The organism is Janthinobacterium tructae, from assembly GCF_006517255.1.
GTDB classification, from domain to species: domain Bacteria; phylum Pseudomonadota; class Gammaproteobacteria; order Burkholderiales; family Burkholderiaceae_D; genus Janthinobacterium; species Janthinobacterium tructae.
Window position 1 is genome coordinate 4,326,728 of sequence record NZ_CP041185.1, and the last position, 19,512, is coordinate 4,346,239.

Sequence of the window (19,512 nt, forward strand, 5' to 3'; positions counted from 1 at the left end):
ACGGGCATGAGAGCGTCAGCAAGCAAGCCAACCATCCTGGTAGTCGACGACACGCCAGACAATATCGATCTGCTGCGCGCGGTGCTGGAAGACGATTACCGCACCAAGATCGCCGTCAATGGCGAGCGCGCCCTGAAGATCGCCGCCGGCGGCGACCAGCCCGATCTGATCCTGCTCGACATCATGATGCCGGGCATGAGTGGCTACGATGTGTGCCGCGCGCTGAAGGCCGATCCCGCCACGGCCGGCATCCCCGTGATTTTTGTGACCGCCATGAGCGAAGTGGCCGACGAGCAGCTGGGCCTGGCCCTGGGCGCCGTCGATTACATCACCAAGCCGATTTCGGCGCCCATCGTGCTGGCCCGTATCAAGACGCAGCTGGCGATGAAGCAGATGCAGGATTTTTTGCGCGACCAGAATCATTACCTGGAAACGGAAGTGGAGCGCCGGGTGCAGGAAGTGGCGGCGCTGCAGGACGTCACGATACACGCCATGGCTTCGCTGGCCGAGACGCGCGACAGCGAGACGGGCAACCATATCCGCCGCACCTCGCACTACCTGAAGGCGCTGGCCGAGAAAGTGCGCGACCTGCCGCGTTTCCGCGATTTTTTGACGGACAAGAATATCGAACTGCTGTTCAAGACGGCGCCGCTGCACGATATCGGCAAGGTGGGCATCCCCGACCATATTTTGCTCAAGCCGGGGCGTTTCGAGCCGCACGAAATGGCCATCATGAAGACGCACACCACCCTGGGGCGCGACGCCATCCTGGCGGCCGAGCACGAGCTGGGCATCGAGGTCGATTTCCTCAAGTACGCGAAAGAGATCGCCTACAGCCACCATGAAAAATGGGATGGCAGCGGTTACCCGCAAGGGCTGGCTGGCGAAGACATCCCGATTTCGGCGCGCCTGATGGCGCTGGCCGACGTGTATGACGCCCTGATCAGCCGACGCATCTACAAGCAGGGCATGGAGCATGCACAGGCCGTGCAGATTATCATCGAGGGGCGCGGTTCGCACTTTGACGCCGAGATCGTCGACGCCTTCCTGCAGATCCAGGACCAGTTCATCGCCATCTCCAGCCGCTATGCCGATGGCGTGTGCGAGATCGCCGACAAACAGCGGCAGATCGCGCCATACACCGAAAACATCAGCTGACGGTCTTGAAGAAGCGCAGCTGCTTTTTGCGACCGGCGGCTGGCGTCCGGGCCTTTACCGTCGGTCGCATGACTGTCGCTGCCGCCGGACCAGGCATGGCCGGCGCCGTGCATGCCACGTCCAGATCGGTGCTTAGCTGACGGTCTTGAAGAAGCGCAGCATCTCCCGGCTGGCGTCCGGGCCTTTTCCGTCCGTGTAACTGCCATTATTGCTGCCGCCGGACCAGGCATGGCCGGCGCCGTGGACGACCCAGTGTTCTCCCAACGGCGAGCCATCGGCCTGGCTGTGCGTGGTGCGCGTGTAGCGGTGGCCATTTGGCACGCTGCCGTCGATGGAAGCAGCCTTGGCCGCCTGGCCGCCCGCCTGGCTGCGCACACCCTGGGCAATCAGTTCATCGCCATTGCGCGGGTTGACGGTGGTGTCGCGGTCGCCATGGAAAACGATGATGGGTACGCCGCCGGCCGGTGCCTTGCGCTGGCCATTGGGCATGGCGCCGCCCTTCATGGCGGCCAGCGCCGACGGCAAGTCCTGCGCCGAGGCGAAGGGCAGGCCCGAATGCACGCCCACGGCGGCAAACAGGTCGGGGTACAAGGTGCCGACGATGACGGCCATGGCGCCACCTGCCGACAGGCCGGCGACGAACACTTCGCGTTCATTCACCGGGTAGTCGTCGATGACTTGCCGCGCGATGCCGGCGATCAGCGACGGTTCGCCCTGGTCGCGTTGCTGGTCGATGGCATTGAACCAGTTCCAGCAGCGCGAACTGTTGGCACCCTGCGTCTGCGCCGGATAGACGACAAAACATTCCTTTTCTTCGGCCAGCGCATTCATCTGCGTGCCGGCGGCGAAATCGTCGGGATTTTGCGTGCAGCCGTGCAGCATCACGATCAGCGGCATGGCCTGGCCGTGATAGCTGCTGGGGATATACAGTTTGTAGGAGCGCGTGCCCGCATGGTTGCGGTACACGCCGTCGATGAACTGCGCGCCAGCCGGCATCTGCGTCGGCGCGGCGGCCGGCGCGTTGAAACCGGGCGGATGAAAATTCGGCATCTCGAAACTGGGCATGTCGAAGCTGTGCTGGCCCAGGCCGGCGGGCACGCCCAGGCGCGCCATGAAATCCTGCGCGAATTCCTGCGCCGCCTGCGCGGGCGTGGGCGGCACCGCGTCAGCTTGCGGCGCCTCGGCCCGGGCCTGCGCAGGCGGTGGCGCCGGTGGTGGCGCCGGTGGTGGATTAATATCGCGCATCGGCTGCGCTGGCGGCGCTTGCGTGGCTGCCGCCGGCGGCGTCAGGCCGGCGGCAGACAGCGCCTGCTGGATCGCTTCGGTGGCGGCGGCGGGGCCGCTGCCCATCAGATTACGGGTCGCTGCGCGCATCTGCGCCAGCATGTTGAGAGGTAGTTTCATGACCATCCTTAACGGTGCCGCGCATCGGCCGGGTCATCGCCGCGAACCAATACGCTAGTGAATTCGCCCTGCGAGCGCCGTCTTGACGACGGTGCTGGCGTGCAGGGCACCTAATACGAAAATCGACTCGATGGTGGCCAGTGCCAGTTCCACGGAGACGTCGCTGGCGATGCTGGCCAGTCCCAGCACCTGGATTTGCAGGCGCTGGCCGGCTGCCTGGATCGCTTCCAGGTCGGCGCGCGAATAATGCTGCATGCCCAATACCAGGCTTTTACGGGCGACGGTTTGCTTCACCACGTCGGCGTGGATACCCAGCTGGTTGCGGATGGCAGTACGGATCAGATCCGTGCGGTTGGAATAAAATCCTTCCTGAACCAGCAAATCGATCTGCCCCAGGTCGATCAAGCCGAGGTTGATCGTGATTTTCTCGGATTCCCCAATTTTGGGCTTGCTGTCTTGCTTGGCCATATCTCTCCAAAAACTCCACGTGGCATCCAATTGCCATCTGTATGGATGGTAGTATAGTTGTGTAGTATCGCAAGTCAAGCAGGATCTGGCCTGATCGTGTTGTAGGACGGGCACCCGCAGAGTGAGAATGGCTGCAAAATAAATTTCCGGAAGATGCATTTTTGATCATGCTTTCACTTAAAAATATATTCACAAAAACATTGCATGCCGAGGCCATCGCCTCGCCAGCGCGGTTTCGCGGCATAATGCAAGCCTCCACGTTCACCGATGCCGCTCCATGATGGTCGCTACCCCACCTCCGCCAGCCGTTCCACTTCCCTTGCCGTCACCGGTGCCGTCGCCCTGTGTCAGCCTGTGCAAGATGAACCGCAACAGCGGCTTGTGCGAAGGCTGTTTGCGCACGCTCGACGAGATCATCGCCTGGAGCAAGGCTGACGACGATTTCAAGCGCGCCGTGTGGGCCGAATTGCCGGGACGCGAATCCCTGCTCGATTTCGAGCCCGACTACTGAGGAAGCCCATGCCGCGATCGCCAGCGCTGTTCCCCGATTCCATGCAGGTGTTCGAACGCGGCTGGCTGTCGTCGAACAACATCCTGTTCCAAGGCAAGGACGACACGGCCCTGATCGACAGCGGCTATGTCACGCATGCGCCGCAAACCCTGGCCTTGCTGCGCCATAGCTTGCAAGGGCGACCGCTGCACCGCTTGTTCAACACCCATCTGCACTCCGACCATTGCGGCGGCAACGCGCTGCTGCAAGCCGAATACGGCTGCCGTACGGCCATTCCCGTGTCGGAGGCGGACAAGGTGCGAGTATGGGATGTCGATGCCCTCAGCTACCAGGCCACGGGCCAGCAATGCCCGCGCTTCGGCTTTGACGCCACCGTCTCGCCCGGCGACACGTTGACCTTGGCCGACATGGCCTGGCAGGCGCTGGGCGCACCGGGACACGACCCGCACTCGCTGATTTTTTACTGTGCCGACGAGGGCATCCTCATTTCCGCCGACGCCCTGTGGGAAAACGGCTTTGGCGTGATCTTCCCGGAACTCGATGGCGGCTCCGGTTTTCTGGAAGCGCGCGCCACGCTGGACCTGATCGCCAGCCTGGACGTGCGCGTGGTGATTCCCGGCCACGGGCGGCCGTTCCAGGACGCTGCCGGCGCCCTGCAGCGCGCCTATTCGCGTCTCGACTACCTGTCGTCCGACCCCGTGCGCAATGCGCAGAATGCGGTGAAAGTGCTGCTGAAATTTTTGCTGCTGGAGCGTCAGCGCATCGCGCTCGCCGCAATACCGGCCTTGCTGCGCGGCATGCCCATCTTCGAAGAGGCCAACCGGCGCTTCCTGCGCCTGGAGGCGGCCGCGCTGGCCGAGTGGGCTGTGTCGCAGCTGGTGAGGGCTGCAGCGGCACGCGTCGAGGGTGAGTACTTGCTTAACGAGGGCTGAAACGGTCGGGTGATAAATTCAGCACGATCGTACTTTTTCTGCACTATAATCAACGTTCAGTGTGTTCCTCATCCCGATCAACTTTCCAGCGAGTCCGCCATGGCATTGCCTGTTGCGTTGCAAAACCTCTCCTTACCCGTTATCGCCTCGCCGATGTTCATCGCCAGCGGCCCGGCCCTCGTCGCGGCGCAGTGCAAGGCCGGCATCGTCGGTTCCTTCCCGGCCCTGAACGCGCGTCCCGCTGAATTGCTTGATACCTGGCTCACGGAGCTGCAGGCCGAACTGGCCGCCTTCCAGGCCGCCAATCCCGATAAAAAAGTGGGACCGATCGCCGTCAACCAGATCGTGCACCAGTCGAACGACCGCCTGGCGCATGATGTGGAAGTGTGCGTGAAACACCGCATTCCCATCATCATTTCCTCGCTACGCGCGCCACCCAAGGAAATGCTCGACGCTATCCACAGCTATGGCGGCATCGTGCTGCACGATGTGATCTCGATCCGCCACGCGAAAAAGGCGCTGGAGGCGGGCGTCGATGGCCTGATCCTGGTGGCCAGCGGCGCCGGCGGCCATGCGGGCACCCTGTCGCCGTTCGCGCTGGTGGGTGAAGTGCGCAAATTCTTTGACGGTCCGCTGGCGCTGTCCGGCTCCATCGCCACGGGCGACGCCGTGCTGGCCGCACAGGCCATGGGCGCCGACTTTGCCTATATCGGCTCGCGCTGGCTGGCGACCAAGGAATCGAACGTCAGCGACGGCTATCGCGATGCCATCGTGGATTCAAGCGCGGCGGACATCGTCTACACGAACCTGTTTACTGGCGTGCACGGCAATTATCTGAAAAAATCGATCGTCGCGGCCGGACTCGATCCGGAAGCCTTGCCCGAAGCGGACAAGAGTTCGATGAATTTTGGCTCCGGCAGCGCCAAGGCCTGGCGCGACATCTGGGGCGCGGGCCAAGGCGTGGGCTTGATGGATGATGTGCCAAGCGTGGAAGAGATGGTGGCGCGCCTGAAGGCCGAATACGATGCGGCGCGCGCGCGCCTGAAGCTGTAACGCTGGTGCTGCGGTGGTGGTGTCGGATTACGCTGCGCTAATCCGACCTACGTCCGACCTGCCGCGTCAACCATGGGTAGGTCGGATTAGCGCGCCGCGCGTAATCCGACAACACCACATCACTCCTGCTTCAAATCCTCGGGCTTGATGGCCCACAGCCCTGGCAGGTTGCGCCAGTAGCCGTACGCATCCATGCCGAAGCCGACGACGAAGCGGTTCGGGATCACCAGGCCGACGATGTCGGCCTGTACGGGCTTTTTCTTGCCGATGGCTTTGTCGGCAAACACAGCCAGGATGACTTCCGAGGCGCCCATGTCCAGCAAACGCTGCTTGACGTGCGCCAGGGTTTCGCCTTCGTCGAGAATATCGTCGAGCACGATGACGGTGCGGCCCGCCACGTTCGAACGGGGGATGACTTTCCACACCACTTCGCCACCCTTGTCGTCGTCGCCGTAGCGGCTCACATGGATGTAGTCGAATTCGAGCGGGAAGCTCAGTTGCGGCAGCAGGTTGCCCGTAAACACGACGGCGCCGCCCATCACGCCCAGCACCAGCGGGAACTCTTTCGAGTCCTCGGCGTTGAAGCGCGTGTTGAGCACATCGGCCATGCGCGTGATCGACGACTGCACGGTATCTTGGTCGAACAGCAGTTCCGCGTTCTTGATCAGGTCACGGGCACGGTTGTGATGAAATTCTTGCATGGACTCTTGCATGGCGATGAATGGGGCTGATGGTCAATGCGGGTATTATCCCGCAAATCGGCCTTATTTGTAATCGCGCATGTCGTCGATGACCTTGCCATCCTGCGCCAGGCTGCCCACGGCCACCAGCACCACGTCGCCGCGCAGCTTGGTCAGTTCGCGGATCGAGCCGATGATGGCTTCCACGCCGCTGGCGTCCGCCGGATCTTCGACTTCGCAATGCAAAGCCATCTCGTCGTTGGCCATGCGCCCGGACACCACCAGCCGCGCCTTCCTGATTTGCGGATGGCGGCGCGCGATGTCATGCACCTGCGACGGATGCACGAACATGGCGCGCACCTTGGTGGTCTGGTCCGCGCGCCCCATCCAGCCTTTGATGCGCGTATTCGTGCGGCCGCACGGCGAATCCTGCGCATTGACCAGTACGGCCGACAGGTCGCCCGTGGCGAAGCGGATCAGCGGATAGTCGGCATTGAAGACGGTGACGACGACTTCACCCACTTCGCCCGGTGCGACGGGAATGCCGCTGCCCGGATGGACGATTTCAAGCAGGACGTTTTCATCGACGACCATGCCCGGATTGAGCTTGCCATTGCTGGCCGTTTCATAGGCGATGCTGCCGATATCGGCCGAGGCATAGGTCTGGAACACGTGCGGCACGCCGTTCTCGGCAAACCAGCTGCGCAGGGATTCGGGCAAGGCTTCCGCGCCCATCAAGGCCTTGGTGACGCTGCTGATGTCGGCGCCCATTTCGCGCGCCTTCTCGATGATCAGTTTTAAAAATGACGGCGTGCCGATATACGTGTCGGGCTTCAGGTCGACCATCGCCTGCACCTGCATTTCCGTCTGCCCGATGCCAGCCGGGATGACGGTGCAGCCGATGCGTGCGGCGCCCCCTTCGACCATGAAGGCGGCCGGCGTGAAGTGATACGAAAAGCAGTTCTGCAGCAAGCCGCCGGCGCGCACGCCGGCCGCATACATGGGCCGCGCGAAGCGCCACCAGTCCGGGCCGCGGCCTTCCGGATCGAAGATGGGGCCGGGCGAGACAAAGACGCGCGACAGGGCGTTTTTCGGCGTCGTGTTCAAGCCGCCGAACGGCAGCGCGCCGTGCTGCAATTGCTTGAGGTCGGACTTGCGCGTCACGGGCAGCTGCGCCAGCGCGGCGCGGCTGGTGATGTCGGCCGCGTTGACGCCATCGAGAATGCGGGCCCAGCCCGGCGCCTGTTGCGCGCGCGCGATCAGCTGCGGCAGGCCGGCCATCAATTCGCGTTCGCGCGCTTCGGGGGCGCGTGCTTCCAGACTATCGAGCGTATCGGTCATGTTGCTGATTCTCCAATGTCACGTTGCATTTTTTTCGTCAGCCCCGCAACAATCAGGCTGTATGAGCGCTGCAGCAGGGCGGCCATTTCGTCATCGTCCAGCGCGTCGGGGCTGGCGACCAGCACCCATCTGGCCCGCGCCAGGTAGGGCGCCGGGCGAAAACCGGGACGGTCCGTCAATTCCAGGAAGCGCTCCGCATCGACCTTGAAGCTGATGCCGCGCGGGCTGTGGTCTTCCGCGCCGCACAGGGCGAACAGCTTGCCGCCGACGCAAAACGCCAGCACGTTGCTCCACTTGATGTCTTCTGTCGCGCCGGGAAAGCCGCGGCACACTTGCTTCGCCCGTTCCAGGTCCATGACGGCTGCTCCCGTGTCAGGCCAGCCAGCGCTTGCGGCGGCGGTAGAACTTCATGTCGCGGAAGCTCTTGCGCCCGGCGCTGGAGACGCCCAGATAAAACTCTTTGACGTCTTCATTGCTGGCCAGTTCCTGCGCTTGTCCTTCCATCACGACGCGGCCGTTTTCCAGGATGTAGCCGAAGTCGGCGTAGCGCAGCGCCACGTTGGTGTTCTGTTCGGCCAGCAGGAACGACACGTTTTCCTTGTGGTTCAGGTCCTTGACGATGCCGAAGATCTCTTCGACGATCTGCGGCGCGATGCCCATCGACGGTTCGTCCAGTAAAATCATCGATGGCTTGGCCATCAGCGCGCGGCCGATGGCGCACATCTGCTGCTCGCCGCCCGAGGTATAGCCAGCCTGGCTGCTGCGCCGCGTTTTCAGGCGCGGAAAGTAGTGGTAGACCTTCTCCAGCGCGTCTTTCAGTTCGCCGCGTGACAGGCTGCGCGTGTAGGCACCCGTCAGCAGGTTTTCCTCGATGGTGAGGTGGCCGAAACAGTGGCGCCCTTCCATCACTTGCGACAGGCCCCGCTTGACCAGCTCATTCGGCGTCAATTGATCCACGCGCTCGCCCTTGAACTGGACTTCGCCCTTGGTGACGTCGCCGCGTTCGCCGCGCAGCAGGGTCGAGATGGTTTTCAGGGTGGTCGACTTGCCGGCGCCGTTGGCGCCCAGCAGCGCCACGATCTTGCCCTGCGGCACTTGCAGCGACACGCCCTTCAGGACCAGGATCACGTGGTCGTAGATGACTTCGATATTGTTCACCGACAGGTAGGGCGGTGGGGTGTCTGGTGTTGGCGTGGCAGTGGGTGTCATGGCTGCTTCGTTTTCATGTGATGTTGGTGCTTGTCGGATTACGCTGCGCTAATCCGACCTACGATGTATCCAGGTAGGTCGGATTAGCGCAACGCGCGTAATCCGACACCACTTTGAGAGCCGCTTACTTCATGCACGCCGGCGTGATCTTCTTCTCTTCGGCGTACTTGCCGGACGATTCCTCGACGAGTTTACGCACCAGGGCCTTGTCGCCGACGATCCATTTCGGCGTGATGGCGGTCCACTTCTTGCCATCCCACTGCTGTACCTTCACGGCGCCCGAACCTTCATGGTCGTCGCAGCTGGTCTTCACTGTGGGGAACATGCCCAGCGCGCCGACGGCCTTCTGGCGCGCGTCGTCGACGTTCAGGTTTTCCAGGCCCCAGCGCATCTGCTCGCCCGTGACAGGCTTGCCCTTGCCGAATTTTTCCTGCGCCACGCGGATCGCTTCCACCCACAGGATGCCGGCGGTCACGCCGCGCATGTGGTAGACGGAGCCGACGCGCGACTGGTCGGACAGGTTACCCTTGCCGGACGCGTAGAGTTTCTTGCGGATGTCGTCCAGCACGGGGTAGTTGCCCGGCGTATTGAACGTCATCGCCGTGTAGCCCTTGGCCGCGTCGCCCGATGGAATCGTGTCTTCCTCGGAGCCGGCCCACCAGACGCCCAGCATTTTGTCGCGCGGGAAGCCGTTGCGCTGCGCCGTCTTGATGGCAACGGAGTTCATCACGCCCCAGCCCCACAGGATCACGTGGTCCGGCTTGGCCTGGCGGATTTGCAGCCATTGCGATTGCTGTTCGCTGCCTGGCGGCGCGACGGGAATTTTCACCAGTTCAAAGCCGTACTGTTTCGACAGCGCTTCGAGCACGGGCAGCGGCTCCTTGCCGAAGGCCGAATCGTGGTACAGGTGGACGATCTTTTTGCCTTTCAGCTTGTCCATGCCACCATCCTTGTCGCCCAGGTATTTGATCATGGCGGCGGCCTGGCTCCAGTAGCTGGAGATCAGCGGATACACATACGGGAAGACCTTGCCGTTGGCGGCGTCCGAGCGGCCGTAGCCGATCATCGTCATGGGGATCTTGTCCTGCGCCACGCGGTCCAGAATGCCGTAGGCGACGCCGGTGGAGAGGGTTTCGACCAGGGTGGCGCCGCCCTGCTTGGTTTTCAGGCGCTCATAGCATTCGACGCCGCGCGATGGGTTGTATTCGGTTTCGCATTCTTCCCAGCTGATCTTGACGCCATTCACGCCGCCGGCCTGGTTGACCAGGTTGAAGTAGTCGATGGCGCCGCCGTAGAAACCGGAGCCGCCGGCCGCGTAGGGACCCACGCGGTAGGACGGCAGGGCGATGTACTGTTCCTTGTCCTGGGCCTGGGCGCTGCCGGCCATGGTGAGTGCGGCACTGGCGATGGCGGCGGCCAGCATGAGCGATTTGATGTGTTTCATTGTGTGTCTCCTCTTGTTTTATTTGATTTCAAGTCAACCGACATCAGACTGCAAGGTACAAATTTCTAGTGCGGGAAAGGCCACAGGCGCAGTTTCTCTTTCGCGATTTGCCACAGTCTGGCCAGGCCGTGTGGTTCGACGATCAGGAAGAAGATGATCAGCGCGCCGAACACCATCAGTTCCAGGTTCGAGGCCACGCTGGTCGGTAATGCCAGGCCGTGCGCGATGGTGTTCAGGAAGACGGGCAGCAGCACGATGAATGCCGCGCCGAGGAAGGAACCCAGGATCGAACCGACGCCGCCGATGATGATCATGAACAGGATGCGGAAGGACAGGTCCAGGTTGTACGCTTCCGGCTCCACCGTGCCCAGGTAGGCATACGCATACAGGGCGCCGGCCACGCCGCAGTAGAACGAGCTGACGGCAAACGCCAGCAGCTTGGTGCGCATCAATCTGAAACCGATCACCTCGGCGGCCATGTCCATGTCGCGCACGGCCATCCACGAGCGGCCCACGTTCGAGCGGATCATGTTCTTGGCCAGCAGCGCCATGCCGGCGACGATGGCCAGCACCAGCAGGTATTTGCTTTGCGGCGTATCGAACTGGTAGCCGAGGATGGTCATTTTCTGTACCGTGATGACGCCCGAGGAGCTGTAGTTGGTCAGGTACGGGATCTTGGTCAGGCACCAGACGACGAAGAACTGCGTCGCCAGGGTGGAGGCGGCCAGGTAAAAGCCGCGGATGCGCAGGGAGGGCAGGCCGAAGGCGATGCCCACCATGGCCGCACACAGGCCACCGAGGATGAACGACACCAGCAGCGGCAGTCCTGGCAGGCGCGCCATGAAGTTATACGAGGCAAAGGCGCCCACGGCCATGAAGGCGGCCGTGCCCAGCGACAGCTGGCCTGCGTAACCGGTCAATATGTTCAGACCCAGCGCTGCCAGCGCGAAGATCAGGAAGGGAATCAGGATCGCCGACAGCATGTAGGGCGAGGCAAAATACGGTAGCAGGAAGACGGCGACAAGAAGCGTGGCCGTCAGCGCCAGGCGGTCCTGGCGGATCGGGAAAATCTGGTTGTCAGCCTGGTAGCTGGTCTTGAATTGTCCTGCTTCACGGTAAATCATGGCGTGTCCTTTACTGGCTGTTGGGGTGTTTGTCGGATTACGCCTTCGGCTAATCCGACCTACGATGCTCTTGGGGCCTTATATTCGCCGGATGATCTTCTCGCCGAACAGGCCTTCCGGGCGCACCAGCAGGAACAGCAGGGCCAGCACATACGGGAACCAGCCTTCGATGCCGCCGCCCACCATGGGGCCGAGGTAGACTTCGGCCAGCTTTTCCGAGGCGCCGATGATCAGGCCACCGACGATGGCGCCCGGCACGGAAGTAAAGCCGCCGAGTATCAGCACCGGCAGGGCTTTCAGGGCGATGAAGGTGAGGGCGAACTGCACGCCGTTGCGCGCGCCCCACAGCAAGCCGGCCACCATGGCCACCAGGCCCGCCACGCCCCATACCACGGCCCAGATGCGCTGCAGCGGGATGCCCACCGCCAGCGCCGCCTGGTGGTCGTCGGCGACGGCGCGCAGGGCGCGGCCCACCTTGGTTTTCGAAAACAGCAGGGCCAGGCAGATCACCAGCAGCGCGCAGATGCCGGCCGCCATCAGGTCGAACTGCGAGATGTTGATGTCGAAGCGGTCCATCAGGAACTGCATCGGTACGTCTTCGATGGGCAGGTCCAGCTTGTGCACTTGCGAGCCCCACATCAGCTGCGCCAGGCCTTCGATGAAAAAGGTCAGGCCGATGGTGGCCATGAACAGCGTGATTTCGGGCTGGTTGACGAGCGGGCGCAAGACCACCCTTTCAATCGCCATGCCCAGGGCTATCATGGTGAGCATCGTCAGCGGGATGGCCAGCCATAGCGACAGGCCGAACTTGTCCATGATGCCGACGCAGGTGAGGGCGGCGAAAAACACCATCGCTCCCTGCGCAAAATTGAACACGCCCGAGGCCTTGTAGATCAGGACAAAACCGATCGCCACCAGCGCGTACATGACGCCTGACAGCAGACCGCCGATCAGCACTTCAAAGAAAAAATTGATATTCATACGGTGTCCAATGCGTCTTAGTGGGCCACGCCGAGATAGGCGTTGATGACATCCTGGTTGCTGCGCACCTCGTCGGGCGTGCCGTCGCCGATCTTCTTGCCGTAGTCGAGTACCACCACGCGGTCGGAGATATCCATCACCACGCCCATGTCGTGCTCGATCAGCACGATGGTCGTGCCCAGCTGGTCGTTGACGTCGAGGATGAAGCGGCACATGTCCTGCTTTTCTTCCACGTTCATGCCGGCCATCGGTTCATCGAGCAGCAAAATTTCCGGTTCGGCCACCAGTGCGCGGCCCAGCTCCACGCGCTTTTGCAAGCCGTAGGGCAGGCGCCCCACGGGTGTCTTGCGGATGGCCTGGATTTCCAGGAAGTCGATGATCTCTTCGGCCTTCTTGCGGTGCTCGATTTCCTCGCGCCGCGCCGGGCCCCAGTACAGGGCTTGCAAGAGAAAATTCGACTTCATCTTCAGGTTGCGTCCCGTCATGATGTTGTCCAGCACCGTCATGCCTTTAAAAAGCGCGATGTTCTGGAAGGTGCGCGCAATGCCGGACTTGGCGGCTGCGTAGCAATCCATGCCGCGCCGGTGTTCGCCCCGGTAGATGATCTCGCCCTGCTGCGGGCGGTACACGCCATTGATGACGTTCAGCATCGAGCTCTTGCCGGCGCCATTCGGGCCGATGATGGCGCGAATTTCATGCTGTTTCACGTCAAACGAGATGTCGGTCAGCGCTTTCACGCCGCCGAACGACAGTGAGATGTTCTTCAGGTCGAGGATCACGGGGCCGGTCTTGCGGGCCGTGCCGAAATGGGCGTCGGGTTCGTTCATTTGCATCGTGCTGTGCTCCATCATGCGGCCAGGCCCTGGGGCCGATACGTTTTGCTGTCCCAGATCTGCAGGTCGGCGCTGGTCGAACCGGTGCGGCCATCCTCGAATTTCACCTGGGTCTCGATGTATTGCGTTGCCTTGCCCTCATACAGGGCGGAAATGAGCACCGCGTATTTTTCGGCGATGAATTTGCGGCGCACCTTGCGCGTGCGCGTCAGTTCGTCGTCATCCGGGTCGAGTTCCTTGTGCAGCACCAGGAAGCGGTGGATCTGCGTGCGGTCCATCAGTGGATCGGTCGCCAGTTCCGCGTTGACCTGCTCGATGCAGTCGCGGATCAAGCCGTAGGTTTCGGCGCGCGCCGCCAGGTCGGTGTAGCCGGCATACGCGATGCCGCGCCGCTCCGACCAGTTGCCCACCGCTTCGATATCGATGTTGATGAAGGCGCACACCTGGTCGCGCGCATGGCCGAAGGCCACCACTTCCTTGATGAAGGGGAAAAACTTGAGCTTGTTCTCGATGTAATTGGGCGCGAAGATGGCGCCGCACGTCAGCTTGCCGACATCGGCCGCGCGGTCGATGATTTTCAGGTGGCCTTCGCTGTCAAATACGCCCGCATCGCCCGTATGAAAGTAGCCGTCGGCATCGATCACTTCGGCGGTGGCATCGGGACGCTTGAAGTAGCCGCTCATGGTGGCCGGCGACTTCACCAGCACTTCGCCATTGGCCGCCAGTTTGACTTCCACGCCCGGTGCGGGCAGGCCCACGCTGTCGAACTTGATATTGCCGTCCGGCTGCAGACACACATAGGCGCAGGTTTCGGTGGAACCGTACAATTGCTTCAGATTGACGCCGATGGAACGGTAGAAGCGGAACAGGTCGGGGCCAATGGCGGCGCCGGCCGTGTAGGCGACGCGTACGCGCGACAGTCCCAGTACGTTTTTCAGGGGACCGTAGACCAGCAGCTCACCGAGCTTGTAGCTGAGGCGATCCGCCAGCGGCACGGGCTTGCCATCCAAAATCTGCGCGCCGCAGCGCTTGGCCACGTCCATGAAATGGCTGAACATGTGGCGCTTGATGCCGCTGGCGTCTTCCATGCGTATCATCACGCTGGTGAGCATGTTTTCGAACACGCGCGGCGGCGCAAAGTAGCAGGTGGGGCCGATTTCGCGCATGTCGATCATCACCGTGTCGCCCGATTCGGGGCAATTGACGGTGAAGCCGGCCACCATCGCCTGCGCCAGCGAAAACAGGCAGTCGCCCACCCATGCCATGGGCAGGTAGGACAGGATGTCTTCCTCGTCGGTGAGCTTGTCGAAGGCCACGCCGCCTTCGCCTGCCGCCAGCAGCGCCGTGTGGCTCTGGCACACGCCCTTCGGTTTACCCGTGGTGCCCGAGGTGTACAGGATGACGGCCGAGTCGCCGCCTTGGCCCGCTGCCACGGCAGCGTCGAAGAAGCCCGGATGCTCGCGGTCGTAGGCCCGGCCCAGCACCTGCAGGGCGGCAAAGGACATCAGCTCCGGCTGGCGGTAATGGCGCATGCCCCGTTCATCGTCGTAGGCGATGTGGGCGATGTGCGGATACAGCGCTTTCAGTTCGAGCAGCTTGTCGACCTGCTCCTGGTCTTCGACGATGGCGTAGCGGATTTCCGCATCCTGCAGCACATAGGCCATGTCGGCGGCCGGCGCGTCCTGATACAGTGGCACCGGCACGCCGCCCAGGCTTTGCGCTGCCAGCATGGCCCAGTACAGGCGGGGACGATTGTCGCCGATGATGGCCAGGTTCATGCCGCGCTGAAAGCCGATGGCAGCCAAGCCGCAGGCCAGCGCGCGCACCTCCTCGTTGACCTGGGACCAGGTCCAGGTTTGCCAGATACCCAGGTGTTTTTCGCGAAAGGCGGGCTTGTCGGATCGTACTGTCCCGTGTTGCAATAAGCGCCGCGGAAAAGTCGGCATCGTTGCTGTGGTAGTCGTTTGCACCAGTGTCTCCCTGTTGCTTGTCTCAGGCTCCACCTCGTTGGATGGCGCTCTGTGTTTTTATGTATAAGGCGTTTGTGCAATGATAGTAGCCTGCGTTAGTTTGCCGAGTTGTCTTTTCGGGGACATTTACCCACTTTTCGATGGTGCATCGCACAATGACCTACCCTGATATCAGTTTGAAGGATGCCGTGCGCGCGGCCAACTGGGCGCAGCTGCTCGATCCCGTGCAAATGGCCCGCGTCGAGGCGGACGTGTTTGAAACCTTCGTGCCGAAAGGCGGCTTTGTCTGCCGCAAGGGCGAGCCAGTGGACAACTGGATCGGCGTCATCAGCGGCATGGTCAAGATGAATAATTTTTCCGCTTCCGGCAAGGCCATGACCTTCATCGGCGTGCCGCCCGGCAGCTGGTTTGGCGAAGGCTCGCTGCTGAAAAGGGAAATCCGCAAATACGACACCATGGCGCTGCGCGACACGCGCGTGGCGCGCCTGCCCGGCGCCACCTTCCACTGGCTGCTGGAAACGAGTCTGCCATTTACGCGTTTCCTGCTGATGCAGCTCAATGAGCGCCTGGGCCAGTTCATCGGCATGGTGGAAAACGAGCGCCTGCTGGACCTGAACACGCGCGTGGCGCGCTGCCTGGCCTCGATGTTCAACTCGCACCTGTACCCTGGCGTCGATACGCTGGTGCAGCTGTCGCAGGAAGAGATCGGCCTGCTGTCGGGCTCTTCGCGGCAGCGCGCCAACCAGGCCTTGCAGGTGCTGGAAAAGAAAGGCTTGCTACGCCTCGATTATGGCGGCATCCGCGTGCTGGATCTGGAAGGCTTGCGCCGCTATGAGGCCGATGATGGCGAATGAGGTCTCGCTCGACGACGTGCGGCACCTGACGGAGCAGCACTATCAATCGTTCCTGCAGGCGCGCCTGGCTGGCGCCAAGGCGCTGGCCAGGCTCGATGCGGCCATGCTGGCACGCCATGCCCTGCTGCCCATGCCGATGACCCTGCGCGAACTGGCCCTGCTGCCGCAGCTGCGCGACGCCTCGCTGCTGGCGCTGGCCAGCTCGCCGCACAGCGCTCACTGGAGCCGCGACGACATCGGCGACACGGACCCCGCGCAGATGCTGGCCGACGACGCGGCGTATGCCGATTTTTCACGCCGTATCCTGGAAGAGGCGGCGCGCCACCTCGAAGCCATCCATGCCGGCCAGCTGCCGTATGTGGCCGATGCGGCCTTCGCCACGGCCGATACCGGCATCCTGGCGCGTGCCGCGCGGGTGGCGTCCTATCGCGATGACGGCTGGTTCGCGCCCGTCATCGCCACCTTGCTGCCGCAAGCGTGCGTGGCGCCCGGCACGGCCAAAAGCGCGCCGTCGCAATCGCTGTCCATGGCCCTGGGCCATGGGGTGGAAACCATCCCCACGCAGGCCGGCGTGCAAGCCCTGCGCACAGCGCTGGACCAGGTGCGCCACGCGGGCATCAGGAAAAAACTCGAACGCAACCTGAAGCCGGCGGAAAAGGCGTTGCGGGCGCGCAGTGCCTTGGCCGGGCTAATCGCGGTATCATAGGCGCTTCCCAGCACCGCTCTTTTCGGCCCCATGCAGACACCTGACCAATCCACTCCCGCCTCCCGTTTGTCGCAACTGCGCAGCGCCATGCGCGCGCAGCATATCGACGCCTGCATCGTGCCCTCGGCCGACCCGCACCTGTCCGAGTACCTGCCGGCGCGCTGGCAGGGCCGCGAGTGGCTGTCAGGCTTTACGGGATCGGTCGGCACCCTGGTCGTGACGCAGGATTTTGCCGGCGTGTGGACCGATGGCCGCTACTGGGAGCAGGCGGAAACGGAACTGGCCGGCAGCGGCATCGTCCTGAAGAAAATCCCGTCCGGCGCCAGCGTGCTGTATATCGACTGGCTGGGCGAGACCATGCAGCCGGGGCAGACGGTGGCCGTCGATGGCGCCGTACTGGGCCTGGCCAATGCGCGCCTGCTGCAGCAGGCGCTCGGTGCACAAGTCACTCTGCGCACCGATACCGATGTGCTGCAAGCCGTGTGGCCAGAGCGCCCGGCCATGCCCGCCGCGCCAGTGGTGGAACATGCGGCGGCGTATCCATCGCTGTCGCGTATTGAAAAACTGGCGTCCCTGCGCGCCAGCATGACGGCGCATGGCGCCAGCCACCACGTCATTTCCACCCTCGACGATATCGCTTACCTGTTCAACCTGCGCGGCGCCGACGTGAATTACAACCCCGTCTTCCTCGCGCATGCGCTGGTGGGGCCGGAGCGCGCCACCCTGTTCGTCGCCGACGGCAAGCTGCCCGCCGCCCTGCGCGCTACCCTGGAAAGCGAAGGCGTGGACGTGGCCGCGTATGACCGTACTGCGGCCGTGCTGGCCGCGCTGCCGGCTGGCGCCACCTTGCTGCTGGACCCGCGCCGCATCACGTTCGGCACGCGCCAGGCCGTGGCCGAGGGCGTGCGGGTGGTCGAATCGATCAATCCCACCACCCTGGCCAAGTCGCGCAAGACGCAGAGCGAAGCGGCGCACGTGCGCGCCGCCATGCAGCAGGATGGCGCCGCGCTGTGCGAATTTTTCAGCTGGCTTGATCGCACCCTGGCCGACCCGCAGCGCGCACCGCTGACGGAAATCGGCGTTGACGAACACCTGACGGCCGCGCGCGCCCGTCGCGCGCACTTTGTCAGCCCCAGTTTCGGCACCATCGCCGGCTTCAACGCGCACGGCGCGATCATGCATTACCACGCCCATGCGGGTAGCGAGGCCACCATCGAAGGCGACGGCTTGCTGCTGATCGATTCGGGCGGCCAGTATTTGGGCGGCACCACGGATATCACGCGCGTGGTCCCCGTTGGCACGATCACCGCCGAGCACAAGCGCGATTTCACGCTGGTCTTGCGCAGCATGATCGCACTGTCGCGCGCGCAGTTCCCGCGCGGCGTGAAGTCGCCCATGCTCGATGCGATTGCCCGCGCACCGCTGTGGGCCGAGGGCATCGACTTTGGCCATGGCACGGGCCACGGCGTGGGTTTTTTCCTGAACGTCCATGAAGGGCCGCAATCGATTTCCCAGTCGGCCATGCCGGAGCCGCAGACGGCCATGGAGGCGGGCATGATCACTTCCATCGAACCGGGCATTTATCGCCCTGGCCAGTGGGGCATCCGTATCGAGAATCTGGTATTGAACGTTCCCGCGGGGACGACGCAGTTCGGGGAATTCCTGCGTTTTGAAACCCTGACCCTGTGCCCGATCGATACGCGCTGCGTCGAGCGCTCGCTGTTGCGCGACGACGAGGCGGCCTGGCTCAACGATTACCACGCCACCGTGCGTGCGCGCCTTGCGCCGCTGTTGGCTGCGCCGGCCGATGCGCCTGCGCTGGCGTGGCTGGAACAGCGCACGGGAGCCATCTGATGCGTTCGACCCGCGCCACGTCCGCCATCGAGCGGCTCAAGGAACGCACCGGCCACCGCCTCTACACGATGGCGCGCACGGGCGATGAACTGTTTTTCCTGACCGAAGGCCCGGGCTTGCCGCCCCTGTGCCCGCCACTGGAACTCGATGCCTTTGTCGCCTTCGTGAATGGACTGGGGCCGCAAAAGGCGCGCCGCGTCAGCAAGCTCGATGTGGCGTTTGAAAAGCAGCTGATGAAAAAGCCCTAGATGCCGACCATCGACTTCCTGCGCGCGTATTGGTCGCCGGCCGAGCTGGCGACGAATGGCGTGATTCTGCTGAACCTGTTGGGCGCGTTGCTCCTGGGCTTGCTGGTGGGCTATGAGCGCTCGTATCACGGGCGCGCCGCCGGCATGCGCACGTATGGCCTGGTCTGCATGGCTTCGGCCGCGCTGACGGTGCTGGGCGGCTATCCGGAGTTCTGGTATGGCGGCCATGGCACCATCGTCGGCAGCGACCCCACGCGTATCATCCAGGGTATCGTCACGGGCGTGGGTTTCCTCGGCGCCGGCGTCATCATGCGCGAAGGCTTCAATATCAGCGGCTTGACGACGGCCGCCTCGATCTGGGCCTCGTCCGTGATCGGCATCATGGTCGGCATCGGCTTTTATCTGTCGGCCATGGGCCTGGCCTTCATGTGCGCGATGGCGATGATTTTTCTGTCAAAATTGGAGAACTGGCTGCCGTCGCGCCACGCAGTGGCCATCACCATGCGCTTCAAGCAAGGCTTTGTTCCGCGCGAAGATGCGCTGCGGCGCATGGCTGCCAAGCGCGGCTACGACATCGCCGGGGGCTCGCTGACCATCGGCAGCACCGACGGCATGCAGGAATGGCGCTTTGTCGCCATCGCGCATGGCAAGAACACGGGTGCCAGCCTGTCGGCCATGTCGGCCGAACTGGCCGCCTTCGAAGGCATCGCCGGCTTCCAGCTGTCGCACGCACGCAACTGAA

Annotated in this window: 20 protein-coding genes; 9 read left to right on the forward strand and 11 right to left on the reverse strand. The window is 63.1% G+C overall.

Going from position 1 to position 19,512, the window contains the following annotated elements; all coding sequences use genetic code 11:
* The first annotated feature begins 6 nt into the window (after window positions 1-6).
* Window positions 7-1,158, forward strand: a complete 1,152-nt coding sequence (locus tag FJQ89_RS18930) for a response regulator (RefSeq protein WP_141171294.1) — start codon at window positions 7-9, stop codon at window positions 1,156-1,158.
* Between the two features lie 132 nt (window positions 1,159-1,290).
* On the opposite strand, the gene FJQ89_RS18935 is transcribed toward FJQ89_RS18930, so the two are convergent.
* Both FJQ89_RS18935 and FJQ89_RS18940 read right to left on the reverse strand, forming a co-directional pair.
* Window positions 1,291-2,562 carry an extracellular catalytic domain type 1 short-chain-length polyhydroxyalkanoate depolymerase gene (locus FJQ89_RS18935; RefSeq protein ID WP_243136127.1) on the reverse strand — a complete coding sequence of 424 codons (1,272 nt, stop codon included), beginning with the start codon at window positions 2,560-2,562 and terminating at the stop codon, window positions 1,291-1,293.
* Between the two features lie 54 nt (window positions 2,563-2,616).
* A complete protein-coding gene (locus FJQ89_RS18940) occupies window positions 2,617-3,030 on the reverse strand; it encodes a CopG family transcriptional regulator (protein ID WP_034783786.1) in 414 nt (137 codons plus the stop codon).
* A 277-nt stretch (window positions 3,031-3,307) separates the two neighbouring features.
* Here FJQ89_RS18940 and FJQ89_RS18945 point away from each other — a divergent pair, with 277 nt between their 5' ends.
* The 3 genes from FJQ89_RS18945 (at window position 3,308) to FJQ89_RS18955 (ending at window position 5,526) form a co-directional block, all read left to right on the forward strand.
* Window positions 3,308-3,541 carry a DUF1289 domain-containing protein gene (locus FJQ89_RS18945; protein ID WP_070304433.1) on the forward strand — a complete coding sequence of 78 codons (234 nt, stop codon included), beginning with the start codon at window positions 3,308-3,310 and terminating at the stop codon, window positions 3,539-3,541.
* Window positions 3,542-3,549: 8 nt separating this feature from the next.
* Entirely contained in the window at window positions 3,550-4,473 is a 924-nt protein-coding gene (locus tag FJQ89_RS18950; RefSeq protein WP_141171295.1) for an MBL fold metallo-hydrolase, read from the forward strand.
* Between the two features lie 99 nt (window positions 4,474-4,572).
* Window positions 4,573-5,526, forward strand: a complete 954-nt coding sequence (locus FJQ89_RS18955; RefSeq protein ID WP_141171296.1) for an NAD(P)H-dependent flavin oxidoreductase — start codon at window positions 4,573-4,575, stop codon at window positions 5,524-5,526.
* Between the two features lie 119 nt (window positions 5,527-5,645).
* Here FJQ89_RS18955 and FJQ89_RS18960 read toward each other — a convergent pair whose 3' ends face one another.
* The 9 genes from FJQ89_RS18960 to FJQ89_RS19000 all read right to left on the reverse strand — a co-directional run bounded on the left by FJQ89_RS18960 (window position 5,646) and on the right by FJQ89_RS19000 (window position 15,084).
* The gene (locus tag FJQ89_RS18960) at window positions 5,646-6,227 is read right to left on the reverse strand and encodes a hypoxanthine-guanine phosphoribosyltransferase (RefSeq protein WP_141171297.1); all 582 of its coding nucleotides are present in this window, start codon (window positions 6,225-6,227) and stop codon (window positions 5,646-5,648) included.
* A gap of 63 nt (window positions 6,228-6,290) precedes the next feature.
* A complete protein-coding gene (locus FJQ89_RS18965) occupies window positions 6,291-7,547 on the reverse strand; it encodes a phenylacetate--CoA ligase family protein (protein ID WP_141171298.1) in 1,257 nt (418 codons plus the stop codon).
* Complete coding sequence (locus FJQ89_RS18970) at window positions 7,544-7,903, reverse strand: MmcQ/YjbR family DNA-binding protein (RefSeq protein WP_141171299.1); 360 nt, start codon at window positions 7,901-7,903, stop codon at window positions 7,544-7,546. The genes FJQ89_RS18965 and FJQ89_RS18970 overlap by 4 nt, the downstream gene beginning before the upstream one ends.
* Before the next feature lie 16 nt (window positions 7,904-7,919).
* A complete protein-coding gene (locus FJQ89_RS18975; protein ID WP_141171300.1) occupies window positions 7,920-8,756 on the reverse strand; it encodes an ABC transporter ATP-binding protein in 837 nt (278 codons plus the stop codon).
* A 124-nt stretch (window positions 8,757-8,880) separates the two neighbouring features.
* Entirely contained in the window at window positions 8,881-10,200 is a 1,320-nt protein-coding gene (locus tag FJQ89_RS18980) for an ABC transporter substrate-binding protein (protein ID WP_141171301.1), read from the reverse strand.
* Window positions 10,201-10,265: 65 nt separating this feature from the next.
* Complete coding sequence (locus FJQ89_RS18985; RefSeq protein WP_034752817.1) at window positions 10,266-11,324, reverse strand: branched-chain amino acid ABC transporter permease; 1,059 nt, start codon at window positions 11,322-11,324, stop codon at window positions 10,266-10,268.
* 78 nt (window positions 11,325-11,402) lie between these two features.
* A complete protein-coding gene (locus FJQ89_RS18990; protein ID WP_170840586.1) occupies window positions 11,403-12,299 on the reverse strand; it encodes a branched-chain amino acid ABC transporter permease in 897 nt (298 codons plus the stop codon).
* Between the two features lie 23 nt (window positions 12,300-12,322).
* Window positions 12,323-13,138 (reverse strand): ABC transporter ATP-binding protein, encoded by an 816-nt coding sequence (locus FJQ89_RS18995; protein ID WP_029496076.1) that lies wholly within the window; start codon window positions 13,136-13,138, stop codon window positions 12,323-12,325.
* Window positions 13,139-13,152: 14 nt separating this feature from the next.
* The gene (locus FJQ89_RS19000) at window positions 13,153-15,084 is read right to left on the reverse strand and encodes an AMP-binding protein (protein ID WP_141171302.1); all 1,932 of its coding nucleotides are present in this window, start codon (window positions 15,082-15,084) and stop codon (window positions 13,153-13,155) included.
* A 179-nt stretch (window positions 15,085-15,263) separates the two neighbouring features.
* Here FJQ89_RS19000 and FJQ89_RS19005 point away from each other — a divergent pair, with 179 nt between their 5' ends.
* From FJQ89_RS19005 to FJQ89_RS19025, 5 genes are read left to right on the forward strand one after another with little or no spacing between them, the layout of a single operon-like run.
* Window positions 15,264-15,962 (forward strand): Crp/Fnr family transcriptional regulator, encoded by a 699-nt coding sequence (locus FJQ89_RS19005; protein WP_071079960.1) that lies wholly within the window; start codon window positions 15,264-15,266, stop codon window positions 15,960-15,962.
* On the forward strand, window positions 15,949-16,668 hold the full coding sequence (locus tag FJQ89_RS19010) for a hypothetical protein (protein WP_141171303.1): 720 nt from the start codon (window positions 15,949-15,951) through the stop codon (window positions 16,666-16,668). The genes FJQ89_RS19005 and FJQ89_RS19010 overlap by 14 nt, the downstream gene beginning before the upstream one ends.
* 30 nt (window positions 16,669-16,698) lie before the next feature.
* A complete protein-coding gene (locus FJQ89_RS19015) occupies window positions 16,699-18,522 on the forward strand; it encodes an aminopeptidase P family protein (RefSeq protein WP_141171304.1) in 1,824 nt (607 codons plus the stop codon).
* Window positions 18,522-18,770, forward strand: a complete 249-nt coding sequence (locus tag FJQ89_RS19020) for a hypothetical protein (RefSeq protein ID WP_141171305.1) — start codon at window positions 18,522-18,524, stop codon at window positions 18,768-18,770. Before FJQ89_RS19015 ends, FJQ89_RS19020 begins: the two co-directional genes overlap by 1 nt.
* Window positions 18,771-19,511, forward strand: a complete 741-nt coding sequence (locus FJQ89_RS19025; protein ID WP_071079956.1) for an MgtC/SapB family protein — start codon at window positions 18,771-18,773, stop codon at window positions 19,509-19,511.
* The last annotated feature ends 1 nt before the right edge of the window (window position 19,512 follow it).

Coding starts and splice junctions, on each gene's coding strand:
- FJQ89_RS18940 (WP_034783786.1), bottom strand. CDS start 3,030: ATGGCCAAGCAAGACAGCAAGCCCAAAATTGGGGAATCCGAGAAAATC.
- FJQ89_RS18960 (WP_141171297.1), bottom strand. CDS start 6,227: ATGCAAGAATTTCATCACAACCGTGCCCGTGACCTGATCAAGAACGCG.
- FJQ89_RS18955 (WP_141171296.1), top strand. CDS start 4,573: ATGGCATTGCCTGTTGCGTTGCAAAACCTCTCCTTACCCGTTATCGCC.
- FJQ89_RS19010 (WP_141171303.1), top strand. CDS start 15,949: ATGATGGCGAATGAGGTCTCGCTCGACGACGTGCGGCACCTGACGGAG.
- FJQ89_RS19000 (WP_141171302.1), bottom strand. CDS start 15,084: ATGCCGACTTTTCCGCGGCGCTTATTGCAACACGGGACAGTACGATCC.
- FJQ89_RS18970 (WP_141171299.1), bottom strand. CDS start 7,903: ATGGACCTGGAACGGGCGAAGCAAGTGTGCCGCGGCTTTCCCGGCGCG.
- FJQ89_RS18945 (WP_070304433.1), top strand. CDS start 3,308: ATGATGGTCGCTACCCCACCTCCGCCAGCCGTTCCACTTCCCTTGCCG.
- FJQ89_RS18980 (WP_141171301.1), bottom strand. CDS start 10,200: ATGAAACACATCAAATCGCTCATGCTGGCCGCCGCCATCGCCAGTGCC.
- FJQ89_RS18930 (WP_141171294.1), top strand. CDS start 7: ATGAGAGCGTCAGCAAGCAAGCCAACCATCCTGGTAGTCGACGACACG.
- FJQ89_RS19025 (WP_071079956.1), top strand. CDS start 18,771: ATGCCGACCATCGACTTCCTGCGCGCGTATTGGTCGCCGGCCGAGCTG.
- FJQ89_RS18995 (WP_029496076.1), bottom strand. CDS start 13,138: ATGCAAATGAACGAACCCGACGCCCATTTCGGCACGGCCCGCAAGACC.
- FJQ89_RS19005 (WP_071079960.1), top strand. CDS start 15,264: ATGACCTACCCTGATATCAGTTTGAAGGATGCCGTGCGCGCGGCCAAC.
- FJQ89_RS18935 (WP_243136127.1), bottom strand. CDS start 2,562: ATGAAACTACCTCTCAACATGCTGGCGCAGATGCGCGCAGCGACCCGT.
- FJQ89_RS18985 (WP_034752817.1), bottom strand. CDS start 11,324: ATGATTTACCGTGAAGCAGGACAATTCAAGACCAGCTACCAGGCTGAC.
- FJQ89_RS19020 (WP_141171305.1), top strand. CDS start 18,522: ATGCGTTCGACCCGCGCCACGTCCGCCATCGAGCGGCTCAAGGAACGC.
- FJQ89_RS19015 (WP_141171304.1), top strand. CDS start 16,699: ATGCAGACACCTGACCAATCCACTCCCGCCTCCCGTTTGTCGCAACTG.
- FJQ89_RS18950 (WP_141171295.1), top strand. CDS start 3,550: ATGCCGCGATCGCCAGCGCTGTTCCCCGATTCCATGCAGGTGTTCGAA.
- FJQ89_RS18965 (WP_141171298.1), bottom strand. CDS start 7,547: ATGACCGATACGCTCGATAGTCTGGAAGCACGCGCCCCCGAAGCGCGC.
- FJQ89_RS18975 (WP_141171300.1), bottom strand. CDS start 8,756: ATGACACCCACTGCCACGCCAACACCAGACACCCCACCGCCCTACCTG.